The sequence below is a fragment of the Leisingera sp. CC-HEC096 genome, assembly GCF_059429235.1.
On record NZ_JCAIJS010000001.1, the window covers coordinates 2,852,729 to 2,865,207 of the forward strand.

The window sequence follows — 12,479 nt, forward strand, 5'->3', positions numbered from 1 at the left end:
AAACACTCCTTCACTTCCCTAGGCAGAAACTCGAAAAAATCTCATCCAGGAGATTCTCCACTCCGATCCGCCCCACCAGCATTTCCAGTGCTCGAATAGCAGAGCGCATTTCCTCGGCCGTTATATCATAGTATTCCGGGCCGCGCTGCAGGATTTCCTGCGCGTCCGCCAGACTGGCCAGCGCCGCCAGCATCGCGTCGCGGTGCCGTGCGCGCGTTGCAATACCAGCTTGGGCCGAGCGTGTCTGCAAGACCTTCGAAACATGATCAACCAGCCGGTCAACCCCCTGCCCCGACCGGCCGGAGATGGCATTACCCGCGTGATCGCGCAAGTCCGCCTTGGGAAGAAACCGGATGTCGCCCTGCTGCATCTCAACATCCAGGACTTCATCCTCTTCCGCCAGAAAAACACGCAGGTCTGCATCTTCCGCCCGTTTCCGCGCCAGAGCGATGCCGATCCCTTCGACGTGGTCATCGGTATCGCGCAAGCCGGCGGTATCGAGCAAGGTAACGGGCAGTCCGCCAAGGTCCATGCGGACTTCGATAATATCGCGGGTGGTGCCGGCGTACTCTGATGTGATCGCCGCTTCCCGGCCGGCCAGCGCGTTCAGCAGCGTAGACTTGCCGACATTCGGAGCGCCGACAATTGCCACTTCAAAGCCGCTGCGGATCCGCTCGGCTATCCTGACGCCTGCAGTCTCCTTTTCGAGGCCGGCCTGAACATCCGCCAGCAGTGCCGAAACCTCGGGGGTGACGTCAACCGGAACTTCTTCGTCGGCGAAGTCGATGGTCACTTCGATAAGCGACGCAGCGCGGATCAGCTTGGCCCGCCAGGTTTCCGCCAGCTGCCCCAGCCCGCCGGCGAGAATGACCTGCGCCTGTTTGCGCTGCGCCTCAGTCTCGGCATCAATCAGATCGGCAAGACCCTCGACCTGAGCCAAGTCGAGATTGCCGTTTTCCAGCGCCCTGCGGGTGAACTCACCCGGTTCAGCCATCCGCAGCCCATCGATTCGCCCCAGCGAATCAAGCACGGCAGAGACCACTGATGTGCTACCATGCGTTTGAAATTCAACGGTATTTTCACCGGTAAAACTGTTCGGCGCGGTAAAACTCAGGACCAGCGCCTCATCCAGGCGCCCGCCTGATTCGTCCTGCAGGATTCGCAGGTTGGTGCCCCGCGCCGGCAATTCCCCGCCGCAAAGCCGCGCGCCGGCGGCAAGCGCCAAGGGCCCGGAGACGCGGATCACCGCAACCCCGGCCTTCCCCTGTGCGGAGGCCAGCGCAAAGATCGTGTCCATGGGGTGGCCTTTCTCTCTCGCCGGCCCGGATTAGGTATTCATCGAGTCGAAGAACTCGGAATTTGACTTGGTCTGCTTCAGCTTGGACAGCAGGAATTCGATCGCATCGGTGGTGCCCATCGGGTTCAGGATCCGGCGCAGCACGAAGGTCTTGGCCAGATCTCCCTTGTCGACCAGCAGATCCTCTTTCCGGGTGCCGGATTTGAGAATGTCGATGGCCGGGAACACGCGCTTGTCGGCGATCTTGCGGTCCAGCACGATTTCCGAGTTACCGGTGCCTTTGAATTCTTCAAAGATCACCTCGTCCATCCGGCTGCCAGTGTCGATCAGCGCGGTGGCGATGATGGTGAGCGAGCCGCCTTCTTCGATGTTCCGGGCCGCACCAAAGAAGCGTTTCGGCCGCTGCAGGGCGTTTGCGTCCACACCACCGGTCAGAACTTTACCGGAAGACGGCACGACGGTGTTGAAGGCCCTACCAAGTCTTGTGATCGAATCGAGAAGAATCACAACATCTCGTTTATGCTCCACCAGACGTTTGGCTTTTTCGATGACCATTTCGGACACCGCAACGTGGCGGGTCGCCGGCTCATCGAAGGTGGAGGAGACTACTTCGCCCTTCACAGAGCGCTGCATGTCGGTCACCTCTTCCGGGCGTTCGTCGATCAGCAGAACAATCAGGTAGCACTCCGGATGGTTCTTCTCAATCGAATGCGCGATGTTCTGCAGGATCACCGTTTTACCGGTCCGCGGCGGCGCCACGATAAGCGAACGCTGGCCTTTGCCGATCGGCGCAACCAGGTCGATCACCCGGGCGGAGCGGTCCTTGATGGTGGGATCCTCGATCTCCATCTTCAGGCGCTCATCCGGGTAGAGCGGGGTCAGGTTGTCAAAGGCAATCTTGTGGCGGGCCTTCTCCGGCTCTTCGAAGTTGATCATTGTGACGTTGGTCAGCGCGAAGTAACGCTCTGTCTCCAGCGGCGCCTTGATCTGGCCTTCGACGGTGTCGCCGGTTCGCAGGGAATACTGGCGGATCATGTCAGGCGAGACATAGATGTCGTCCGGACCGGGCAGGTAGTTTGCCTCGGGCGAACGCAGGAAGCCAAAGCCGTCCTGCAGCACTTCCAGAACGCCGTCACCGCCGATGTCCCAGCCTTCATCCGCGCGTTCCCGCAGGATCTGGAACATCATCTCGCCCTTGCGCATGGTCGAGGCGTTTTCGATCTCCAGCTCCTCGGCCATCGCCAGCAGCGCTTTGGGGCTTTTCGCCTTGAGATCGGACAGATTCAGGGATTGCACGGTCATATAGATACGGCCTCTACTCCCCGCTTCGCCGGGGGTCGGTCACACGACAGGTTTGGAAAACACGGCTGCCCGGACGGGCCCGCTGGAGCCCATACATAGGGACTCGTTTCAGATGAGTCAAACGCCGGCTGCAAGCGTTCCGGCGCTGCTGGACCTGTTTCAGCGCCTCTGCGCTAGAATTTAAAGATAACGGAAACCACGATCACCAGCATCAGCACAGTGGGCACTTCGTTCATCATCCGAAATTGCCGACCCGTCAGCCTGTTCCGCCCTTCTCTGAAATCGCGGTAGCGGAACAGAAGCCAATGGTGGAACCAAGTCATGGCAATCACCGACACGCCCTTGGTCCAGGGCCAGACATAGCTCCAGTCGACGATCCCTGGCGTTAGCACGATAAACAGCCCTGCGGCCCAGGATACATACATGGCAGGGCGCATAATGATCCTCAGGAGCTTCTCTTCCATGGTGAGGAAGATCGGGATTGCTTCCTGCACATTCTCAGCCTGCTCCACATGATAAACGAACAGTCGGGGGAGATAGAAAAGACCCGCCATCCAGCTGAGCACGGCCATGATGTGCAGCGACTTGGCATATGGGTAGAGCGTGAACATCACATCGCTCAGGTCCATGGGCAGTTCTCCCCGGTCAGATCTGATCACCCTAATAAATAAATGAATATTAGAAGGATGATGTTTTTGTAGTGTGCGTGGATTCCAGTGGATAAGTGAATCCTCCCCCGCTTATCCCCAGCAGGGATAAGATTCCAGCGCGGAACGGACAGGAGTCCTGGTTTTCACGCCGGCGCCAGGAAAATAAGGTGTGTTAAGGATGTCTTTACTTTCCCGTGCCTGGGGATAACAGCGGGATGATCCGGGGAGAGCCGGCATATCCACGGATTCAAAGTTATCCTGACTCACAAAGGACGACTCAGCGGGCTGAATCCCGGGATTTGCGTCAACCCCTGGAGTCTTTACTTGAGCGCGGAAAACCATACAAAACGTCCTGAAACCGTCTGCTTCTTTCCCACGGGGTTTTCCACATGACTGCCCACATAGTGCTGGCTTCTGGTTCCGAAATCCGGGCGCATCTGCTGCGCCAGGCCGGGATCAAATTCGAAACGGATGTCCCGCGTCTGGATGAGCAGGCGATCAAGGCCGCATTGCTGGCAGAGGAAGCGCCGCCGCGTGACATCGCCGATGCGCTGGCAGAGGCAAAGGCGCGCAAGATCAGCAGTAAACATCCGGGAAGGATTGTGCTTGGGTGCGATCAGGTTCTTGATTTTGAGGGAAAACTTCTCTCAAAGCCGGAAAGTGAAGAGGTTGCGCAGGCCCAGCTGAAAGAGATGCGGGGCAAGCGGCACATGCTGTTGTCGGCCGCCGTGATCTATCGGGATGGCGAGCCGGTCTGGCGCCATGTCGGACAAGTCCGGCTGGTGATGCGCAGATGCTCTGATGCTTATCTGGAAGATTATGTCAGCCGCAACTGGGACAGCATCCGCCATGCGGTGGGGGCGTATAAGCTGGAGGAAGAAGGTGTGCGGCTGTTCGCCTCCATCGAGGGCAGTTACTTTAATGTCTTGGGATTGCCGCTGATGGAGCTTATCAGTTACCTGGGTCTGCAAGGGGTAATCGAGCAATGACAGAAGCAAAAATCCCGCTCGCCGGCGTTATTGGCTGCCCGGTTTCGCATTCTAAGTCCCCGCAGCTGCATGGATACTGGCTGAAAACGCATGGTATCGCCGGGCATTATGTCCCGATGCACGTGGAGTCCGAGGACTTGGCAGAGACCATCAGGATGATGCCGAAAATGGGGTTCGTTGGCGCCAATGTCACCATCCCGCACAAAGAGGCGGTGATGGAGATTGCCGACACAGTCACCGACCGGGCGAAACTGATCGGTGCGGCGAATACCCTGATATTCCGCGAGGACGGAACGATCCTGGCGGACAACACAGACGGCTACGGCTTTATCACCAACCTGCATCAGGGCGCCCCGGATTGGGATCCGCAATCCGGGCCGGCAGTCGTGCTGGGGGCAGGCGGCGCCTGCCGCGCAGTGGTCGCCTCGCTGATGGAGGCCGGGGTGCCGGAGATCCTGCTGAGCAACCGCACGCGCGAGCGGGCGGATCAGCTGCAGAAGGACTTCGGCAACCGGATCCAGGTCGTGGAATGGCTGCAGGCCGGCAACGCCATTGAGGAAGGCAAGCTGATTGTGAATACGACCTCTCTGGGCATGGTGGGCAAACCGCGGCTGCGGGTGCCGCTGGACGGCCTGCAGTCTGATGCCGTCGTGACAGACCTGATCTATGCACCGCTGAAAACCGGCCTGCTGCAAACGGCTGAGGAAGCCGGCTGCACCGTGGTCGACGGGCTGGGCATGCTGCTGCACCAGGCGGTACCGGGTTTTGAACGCTGGTTCGGCCACCGCCCCGAAGTTGACGATGCCACCCGGGCGGCGGTGCTCGGATGAGTTTCAGCCTCGGCCTCACGGGCTCCATTGGCATGGGTAAGAGCACGACGGCAAAGCTGTTTGCCGATCACGGCTGCGCGGTTTGGGACGCGGATGCTGCCGTTCATCGTCTCTATGGCAAAGGCGGAGCCGCCGTTCAGCCAATGGCGGCCGTATTTCCGGACGCCATCGAGGACGGAGAAGTCTGCCGCGCTGCGCTGAAACGGATCATCGGTGCAAATCCGCAAGCCTTGAAGCAGATCGAAGCGATCGTGCATCCGCTTGTTGCGCAGGACCGTGCTGAGTTCCGGGCGCAGGCGCAAAGCGATATCCTGGTCTTTGATATCCCGCTGCTGTTTGAAACCGGCGGCAACGCTGAAATGGACGCCGTGGCCTGCGTCACCGTAGATCCGCAGACCCAGCAAGAGCGGGTTCTTGCCCGCGGCACAATGACGGTTGAGCAGTTCCGGCATATCCTGCAAAAACAGATGCCGATTGAGGAGAAGATCGCCCGCGCCGACTATGTGATTGAGACCGATACGCTCGAACATGCCGCGGTGCAAGTGGCAGAGATCCTCGCAGATATCAGGAGCAAACAAAGCCATGCGTGAAATCGTTCTTGATACCGAAACCACCGGGTTTGATCCGTTCTCCGGCGACCGGATTGTCGAGATCGGTGCAGTGGAACTGTATAACCACATGCCGACCGGCAAGACGTTCCACGAGTATATCAACCCGGAACGCTCGATGCCGGCCGAGGCTTTTGGCGTCCACGGTATCGGGCCTGACCTTCTGGAGCCTCCGCAAAAGCCTGAACCGGGCGCAGTAACGCTGCGGGACAAGCCGGTCTTTGCCAAAGTGGGGCAAAAGTTCTTGGATTTCGTGCAAGATTCAAAATTGGTCATCCACAATGCCAGCTTTGACATGAAGTTCCTGAATGCGGAACTGGACTGGATGGGGCTGCCGAAACTCCCGATGGATCAGGCGCTTGATACGCTGGCCATGGCGCGGCAGCGGTTCCCGGGCTCGCCAGCGACACTGGATGCGCTGTGCCGCCGCTTCAATATCGACAACACCAACCGGACCCTGCACGGGGCGTTGCTCGACTCTGAAATCCTGGCTGATGTTTATCTGGAGCTGATCGGCGGCCGGCAGCCGGATTTCGGCTTGTCCACACAATCCTCCTCAAGTTCCTCGCAGGTTGAGGATGACTGGCGCCCGGTGCCGCGTGCAACACCCCTGCCCGCGCGCATCACAGCAGACGAATTGGCCGCGCATGAGGCGTTTGTGGCCAAGCTGGGTGATGAAGCTTTGTGGAAGGTATCCTGATCCAGGATAACCGGCCAAAAGAAGAACGCCGCTGAACTTCAGCGGCGTTTTCTGGTTCCAAGGTCAGCAACCTTACTGCGGCGTCGGCGCGGCCGCGGCCTCTTGCTGGCGGCGGGCCAGTTCGTTGCGGTAGATCGCGACAAAGTCGATGTTGTCCAGGTTCAGCGGCGGGAAACCACCGTCGCGGGTCACGTCGGACACGATGCGGCGCAGGAACGGGAAGGTCATGCGCGGGCATTCGATCAGCAGGAACGGGTGCAGCTGGTCTTCCGGAACACCAACGATGTTGAACACGCCGACATATTCCAGCTCCAGCACGAACAGGACGTTGCCGGCTTCCTTGTTCTTGGACTCGACAGTCAGCTTGGTGACAACCTCGTACTGGTTCTCGGCCGAGCGCTTCTTCGCATCCAGGTTCACCTGCACGCTGACGTCGGGCTGAACCTCGCCGCCGGTGCCTTTCTGCGCCATCACGTTTTCAAACGACATGTCGCGGATGAACTGGCCCAGAATGTTCATCTGGACTTGCGGCTGCTGCTGGGCTTCGCCGTTTTCGGCCATGTAGGTACTCCTGAAAATATGCTTTGGACCGTGCTTACCAGCTTGGTCCGGGTTCCTCAACGGGGACCGTCAACCCAGCCTGACGGGCCGCCGCGCCGGTCTGCCGGTGTCACATCTTCATAATCGCCATCAATGATGTCATCAGGCCGGCCGGCCGCTCCGGGATAGTGGCGGCCCTGCATGCTGCCGGGTCCCATCTGGAACTTCGCCACTGTGACACGGGCGCGCAGGTAGCGGTAAACCGCCAGCCGGACCGGCGGCATCAGCAGCGCAAAACCGACGGCGTCGGTAAAGAAGCCCGGGGTTAACAGCAGCGCGCCGGCCACCAGGATCATGGCGCCATGCGCCAAAGGCTCTGCCGGGTCAGACAGTTGCTCGAACGAGGATCTCAGCTGCCCCATTGCCAAACGCCCCTGGGTTTTCACCAGCCAGGTCCCCAGAACCGCAGTCAGAACCACAATGGCTAGCGTCGGCCACAGGCCGATGGCGCCGCCAACTTGAATAAACAGAGCGATTTCAATGATGGGAACCATCAGAAAGGCCACGAAGAGATACATTGGGGGTTTCCTTGAGATCATACACCCGGGCGGTAGACTTGCCCCCGCCCGTCACCTACATAAGACGTGACCGCTTTGGTTTCAAACAAAGCACGAACGCCTAGCATGAGGTATCCATGGAGTCGCCTGTGATTCAGCTTTTGGTTCTGGCCGGTATTGCTGTGTTTCTGATCCTGCGCTTGAAAAGCGTGCTCGGAACGCGCGAAGGCTTTGAAAAGCCGCCGCTGCCGCAATCCGAAGCCCGGGGCCGCCGCCCGGATCTGGAGGTGATCGAGGGCGGCCCGGACCGCGATATCACCGATTATGTGGCGGAAGGCAGCCAGCAGGCTCAGGCGCTGGCGGCAATGAAGCGGGCAGAGCCGTCCTTCCAGGTTCAGGACTTCGTTCAGGGCGCGCGCGGCGCCTATGAGATGATCCTGATGGGATTTGAGCACGGCAACCTGGACGACATCCAGCCGTTCCTGGCCGAAGATGTGTTCGACAGCTTCGTCGATGCCGTCGCGCAGCGCGAGGACAAGGGTTACAAGATTGAGGCCGACTTCATTGGCGTGAGGGAAACCACCCTGCAGGACGCGCAATTCGATCCGCAGACCGGGCGCGCAGAAATCACCATGCGTTTTGTCGCCGAAATGACATCTGTGGTCCGCGACCGCGGCGGCGACATCGTCGAGGGCGACCCCAAGGCGATAAAACGCCAAAAAGACACTTGGGTCTTTGCCCGCAACATGGGCAGCGACGACCCCAACTGGCAGCTGGTTGCGACGGACGCATGATTGCGGCGCTTCGGGGGGCACTTGGGGCGGCTGCAATTGCAGGTGCCGCGATGACCGCCTCCGGGGCGCACTCCGAGACCGTGTCCAGCATCCTGGACTTTGAACAGCTCGACGGCTGGGCACAGGACGACCATGCTCAGGCGCTTAAGGTGTTTCTGGGCACTTGCAAGGACCTCAGGGACCCTGACTGGTCCGCTTTGTGCAGGGCGGCACAGTCGCAGCCGCCGGAAGGGGCAAGGGCGTTTTTTGAGCTGTTCTTCCGCCCGGTGCTGATCGAGGACGGCAACCCTGCCTTGTTCACCGGCTATTTTGAGCCGGAGCTGGACGGCTCCCGCTACCGAAGCAGCCGCTTCCGCTACCCGGTTTACAAGATGCCGCCTGAGGCCCGCCGCACCGATCAGTGGCTGCCGCGCCGCGATATCCTGAGCGGTGATGTGATGCAGGGCCGCGGGCTGGAAATCGCCTGGGTGGATGATCCCGTAGAGCTGTTCTTTCTGCAGATCCAGGGGTCCGGCCGGATCCGCCTGCCGGATGGTTCCATGATCCGCGTCGGCTATGGCGGCGCCAACGGCCACCCTTATAAATCCATCGGCAAGGAATTGGTGCGCCGTGGCGTCTACAATGCCCATCAGGTCAGCGCTCAGGTCATCAAGTCATGGGTCCGGCGCAATCCCGTGGACGGCAAGGAACTGCTGTTTCACAACCCGTCCTATGTGTTCTTCCGGGAGGTGCGCAAAGTAGCGGCCTCCAAGGGCCCGCTTGGCGCCATGAACCGCTCGGTCACGCCGATGCGCACCATTGCCGCCGATCCCGCCTATACCCCGCTGGGCGCGCCGGTCTGGGTAGAAAAGGACGGCCACATGCCGCTGCGCCGGCTGATGGTGGCGCAAGACACCGGCTCCGCCATCAAGGGCGCACAGCGGGCCGATATCTTTGTCGGGACCGGTGACAAGGCTGGCGAGACTGCGGGAACCATGAAAGACCCGGGCCGGATGGTGGTGCTGCTGCCGATCCAGCGTGCCTATGCGATGCTGCCGGAAGATCTTTGAATGACACGGCGGAAACTGACAGGCGATGAGATCGACCTCTGGCACAAGGTCGTAAAGCACACGGAGCGTTTGCACCCGGGTGCCCATTCATCGCCGCCTGCTCCGCCGCTGCCGAAACCCAAGCCGGTCAAGCAGCCAGAGCCGCGAATGGACCCGTTCGAGCTAGGCAGCCGGGCCAAACCTAAGCCGGTGAAGCATGACCTGAAGCCTTCGATTGCCCGCAGCCTGGCCAGTGATCCGCTGCAGATGGACGAAAAGGCTTTCCGCCGGATGAAGCGCGGCAAGCTGAAGCCGGAAGGCAAGCTGGATCTGCACGGGATGCGCATTGATACCGCGCACCCTGCCCTCACCCGGTTCATCCTTTCGGCGCAGGCCTCCGGCAAACGGCTGGTGCTGGTGGTGACCGGCAAGGGCAAAGACCGCGACGAGCCGGGCCCGATGCCGGTTCCGCGCGGGGTGCTGCGCCACAAGGTTCCGCATTGGCTGTCGCTGCCGCCCTTGGCGCAAGCAGTGCTGCAGATCACGCCTGCACACATCAGCCACGGCGGCGAGGGCGCTTATTACGTCTACTTGCGGCGCAACCGCTGAGGGCCTGCTCTTTACCTGTTGTCCGCAGGCCTGCCCGACAGCGCGACCTTGATAGCATTCTCCTGAATGACGATCTGACCCGGCAGGATGCGCCGCAAACGCTCCGGGTCGTCGGCAAAGGTGTCCGCGGTTTGCCGCGCGCCGTTCAGCAGCGCCAGCAGCGCCGGCGAGCTGGCTGCAACAAAGTGCTGTGACTCCGCTTCGTCGGCAAAAGCGGTGGTGTCGATGATTTCGACGGGCAAGCTGCTGAGCTCTTCGATATTATTCAGATTGCCGAGCCGCTCGCGCCCGTCCAGCCCGCGCAGGCGCTGGGACAGCGTCAGAACATTGTCTTTGCGTGAAACGAAGATCACGAAGGGCTGAGGCACCTTTCGGAAACGGCGCATCTGGGTTTTGAACACGTCGATATCCAGATCCGGCGACATCAGAACCACGCCGCCCAGGTTCCTGGAGGTCCACCCCGGTGTCTGGATTTCAATCTGGCGCAGCGTCTCCATTGTCAGCAGTCCGCCCATGGAATGCGCGACAACTACCACCCGGCCTGCACCGGCGACACGCAGCTTGCGCAGCAGCTGCTCCAGCCCGTCGCGGGCGAACAGAACGCTGTCGCCGTCATAGGCATAGCCCAGCGGCTGTCCCTTGCTAGGCCAGGAATAGATGACCGTGGCGCCGGGAACGTCGATGTCATGGGTCAGCTGGGCCGCCCTGAATGCGGTCTCGGCCTGGGTGGAGTTGAAGCCATGCACGAACACTGTGATGTCGCGTTCCTTTGGCGGGAACTTGGCCAGTTCCTGCTGCAGCCGTGCGCCAAAGGCGGCATCGCTTTCAAATGTCTTCCGCCCTGCCATGGTGAACTCAGTGACAGGATCCGGGTTTCTATAGCCGAACCTCAACGAACCAGGCGTATGTTCCGGCGGAATTGAAACGGTAAGTTCAAGCAGGCTGTACCCCTCTGCCCGCTCCGCGCCAAAGGTGCCATCCGGCAGCTGATCGCGGTTGGTGGCGGCGAAGACGGTTTTGGGGGTGCCCACGTTCAGTGCCGCAGGAAAGGTGGGAGAATAGGACCGGTCAGTGCAGGCTGCCAGAAACACCAGCATCACACCGCAAATCAGGCGCAGCCTTTGCATATCGTCCCACCTCAATGAACTGGCGGCAGGCTACTGCACCTGCCGCCAATGTCCAGTGGTTGCAATCCGTGCTGACGGGTTAAAGCACGTAACGGCTAAGATCGGCTGAGCGTCCAAGCTCACCCAGGTTTTTCGTCACAAAGGCCGCATCCACGGTCACCGCCTCACCCGAACGGTCCGGCGCGGTAAAGGACAGCTCCTCGAACACCCGCTCCATCACCGTATAAAGCCGCCGGGCGCCGATGTTTTCGACCGTCTGGTTCACTTCGGCCGCGATCTTGGCCAGCGCCGCGATCCCGTCTTCGGTAAAGGTGACAGCAACCTCTTCGGTGCCCATCAGCGCAGTGTACTGCCGCGTCAGCGCGTTGTCGGTCTCGGTCAGGATGCGGACGAAGTCTTCCTCTGTCAGAGCCCGCAGGTTCACCCGGATCGGCAGACGGCCCTGCAGTTCGGGCAGCAGGTCCGACGGTTTGGCAATGTGGAAGGCGCCGGAGGCGATGAACAGGATATGGTCGGTCTTGACCGGCCCGTGCTTGGTGCTGACGGTGGTGCCTTCGATCAGCGGCAGCAGGTCGCGCTGCACGCCTTCTCGGCTGACATCGCCGCCGCGGGTTTCCTGGCGCGCGCAGACTTTGTCGATCTCATCAAGGAAGACAATGCCGTTCTGCTCCACCGACTCCAGAGCAGTGCGGGTGACCGTCTCATCATCCAGCAGCTTGTCTGCCTCCTCGCCGATCAGCACCTCATAGCTCTCGGCAACGGTCAGTTTCTTGCGGGTGGTGCGCCCGCCCATCGCCTTGCCGAACAGATCGCCGAGGTTCAGCATCCCCATATTGCCGCCGCCTGGCTGGCCGGGAATTTCGAACATGCCCATCGGGTTGGAGGTGTCGGCCACATCCAGCTCGATTACGGTATCGTCCAGCTCGCCCGCCTTCAGCTTCTTGCGGAACATCTCGCGGGTGGCCTCGCGGGCGTCGCTGCCGGCGATGGCTTCCAGCACACGATCCTCGGCCGCCTTGTGGGCGCTGGCCTTCACATCCTCGCGCATGTATTCGCGGGTCTGAGCAATGGCGCTGTCGACCAGATCGCGGATGATCTGCTCCACGTCCCGGCCGACATAGCCGACCTCGGTAAATTTGGTGGCTTCCACCTTGATGAAGGGCGCACGGGCCAGCTTGGCCAGGCGGCGGGAGATCTCGGTCTTGCCGACGCCGGTGGGACCGATCATCAGGATGTTCTTCGGGTACACCTCATCGCGCAGATCGTCATCCAGCTGCTTACGCCGCCAGCGGCTGCGCAGGGCAACGGCCACGGCGCGCTTGGCCTCTTTCTGGCCGATAATGAAACGGTCCAGCTCCGAGACGATTTCGCGGGGGGTCAGATCGGTCATGTCAGTCCTTTCCCGGGGGCAAAACTTTTAGCAAAAAGTTTTGCTAAGAATTTTGCTT

At 60.7% G+C, this 12,479-nt stretch carries 14 protein-coding genes; 7 read left to right on the top strand and 7 right to left on the bottom strand.

The window, feature by feature from the left end; translation table 11 throughout:
• Positions 1 to 10: 10 nt before the first annotated feature.
• The 3 genes from mnmE to AC5STI_RS13675 all read right to left on the bottom strand — a co-directional run bounded on the left by mnmE (position 11) and on the right by AC5STI_RS13675 (position 3,228).
• Positions 11 to 1,297, bottom strand: coding sequence for a tRNA uridine-5-carboxymethylaminomethyl(34) synthesis GTPase MnmE (mnmE, locus tag AC5STI_RS13665; protein WP_495447058.1), 1,287 nt, complete (start codon positions 1,295 to 1,297; stop codon positions 11 to 13).
• A gap of 30 nt (positions 1,298 to 1,327) precedes the next feature.
• Positions 1,328 to 2,599 carry a transcription termination factor Rho gene (gene rho / locus AC5STI_RS13670; protein ID WP_039184518.1) on the bottom strand — a complete coding sequence of 424 codons (1,272 nt, stop codon included), beginning with the start codon at positions 2,597 to 2,599 and terminating at the stop codon, positions 1,328 to 1,330.
• A gap of 173 nt (positions 2,600 to 2,772) precedes the next feature.
• Complete coding sequence (locus AC5STI_RS13675; RefSeq protein WP_475048519.1) at positions 2,773 to 3,228, bottom strand: CopD family protein; 456 nt, start codon at positions 3,226 to 3,228, stop codon at positions 2,773 to 2,775.
• 410 nt (positions 3,229 to 3,638) lie between these two features.
• Between AC5STI_RS13675 and AC5STI_RS13680 the strand changes: the two genes are divergently transcribed.
• The 4 genes from AC5STI_RS13680 to dnaQ are packed head-to-tail and all read left to right on the top strand — an operon-like array spanning position 3,639 to position 6,376.
• Positions 3,639 to 4,238: a Maf family protein gene (locus AC5STI_RS13680; protein ID WP_495447059.1), complete on the top strand. Its 600-nt coding sequence runs from the start codon at positions 3,639 to 3,641 to the stop codon at positions 4,236 to 4,238.
• Positions 4,235 to 5,068, top strand: coding sequence for a shikimate dehydrogenase (locus AC5STI_RS13685; RefSeq protein WP_495447060.1), 834 nt, complete (start codon positions 4,235 to 4,237; stop codon positions 5,066 to 5,068). The genes AC5STI_RS13680 and AC5STI_RS13685 overlap by 4 nt, the downstream gene beginning before the upstream one ends.
• Complete coding sequence (gene coaE / locus AC5STI_RS13690; RefSeq protein ID WP_495447061.1) at positions 5,065 to 5,658, top strand: dephospho-CoA kinase; 594 nt, start codon at positions 5,065 to 5,067, stop codon at positions 5,656 to 5,658. The genes AC5STI_RS13685 and coaE overlap by 4 nt, the downstream gene beginning before the upstream one ends.
• Positions 5,651 to 6,376, top strand: coding sequence for a DNA polymerase III subunit epsilon (gene dnaQ / locus AC5STI_RS13695; RefSeq protein WP_475048529.1), 726 nt, complete (start codon positions 5,651 to 5,653; stop codon positions 6,374 to 6,376). Before coaE ends, dnaQ begins: the two co-directional genes overlap by 8 nt.
• A gap of 72 nt (positions 6,377 to 6,448) precedes the next feature.
• Here the strand turns inward: dnaQ and secB are convergent, their stop codons facing one another.
• Positions 6,449 to 6,937, bottom strand: a complete 489-nt coding sequence (gene secB, locus AC5STI_RS13700; RefSeq protein WP_475048532.1) for a protein-export chaperone SecB — start codon at positions 6,935 to 6,937, stop codon at positions 6,449 to 6,451.
• A gap of 56 nt (positions 6,938 to 6,993) precedes the next feature.
• Positions 6,994 to 7,494, bottom strand: a complete 501-nt coding sequence (locus AC5STI_RS13705; protein WP_490397851.1) for an FxsA family protein — start codon at positions 7,492 to 7,494, stop codon at positions 6,994 to 6,996.
• 116 nt (positions 7,495 to 7,610) lie between these two features.
• Here AC5STI_RS13705 and AC5STI_RS13710 point away from each other — a divergent pair, with 116 nt between their 5' ends.
• Genes AC5STI_RS13710 through AC5STI_RS13720 form a run of 3 tightly spaced genes read left to right on the top strand, consistent with a single transcriptional unit; the run spans position 7,611 to position 9,904 of the window.
• Entirely contained in the window at positions 7,611 to 8,267 is a 657-nt protein-coding gene (locus AC5STI_RS13710) for a Tim44/TimA family putative adaptor protein (protein ID WP_495447062.1), read from the top strand.
• Entirely contained in the window at positions 8,264 to 9,316 is a 1,053-nt protein-coding gene (mltA, locus tag AC5STI_RS13715) for a murein transglycosylase A (RefSeq protein WP_475048539.1), read from the top strand. The genes AC5STI_RS13710 and mltA overlap by 4 nt, the downstream gene beginning before the upstream one ends.
• On the top strand, positions 9,317 to 9,904 hold the full coding sequence (locus tag AC5STI_RS13720; protein ID WP_495447063.1) for a Smr/MutS family protein: 588 nt from the start codon (positions 9,317 to 9,319) through the stop codon (positions 9,902 to 9,904).
• A gap of 11 nt (positions 9,905 to 9,915) precedes the next feature.
• Here AC5STI_RS13720 and AC5STI_RS13725 read toward each other — a convergent pair whose 3' ends face one another.
• Together AC5STI_RS13725 and hslU are read right to left on the bottom strand one after the other, a co-directional pair.
• The gene (locus AC5STI_RS13725) at positions 9,916 to 11,031 is read right to left on the bottom strand and encodes an alpha/beta hydrolase (RefSeq protein ID WP_495447064.1); all 1,116 of its coding nucleotides are present in this window, start codon (positions 11,029 to 11,031) and stop codon (positions 9,916 to 9,918) included.
• Between the two features lie 79 nt (positions 11,032 to 11,110).
• On the bottom strand, positions 11,111 to 12,421 hold the full coding sequence (gene hslU, locus AC5STI_RS13730; protein WP_475048545.1) for an ATP-dependent protease ATPase subunit HslU: 1,311 nt from the start codon (positions 12,419 to 12,421) through the stop codon (positions 11,111 to 11,113).
• Positions 12,422 to 12,479 lie beyond the last annotated feature (58 nt).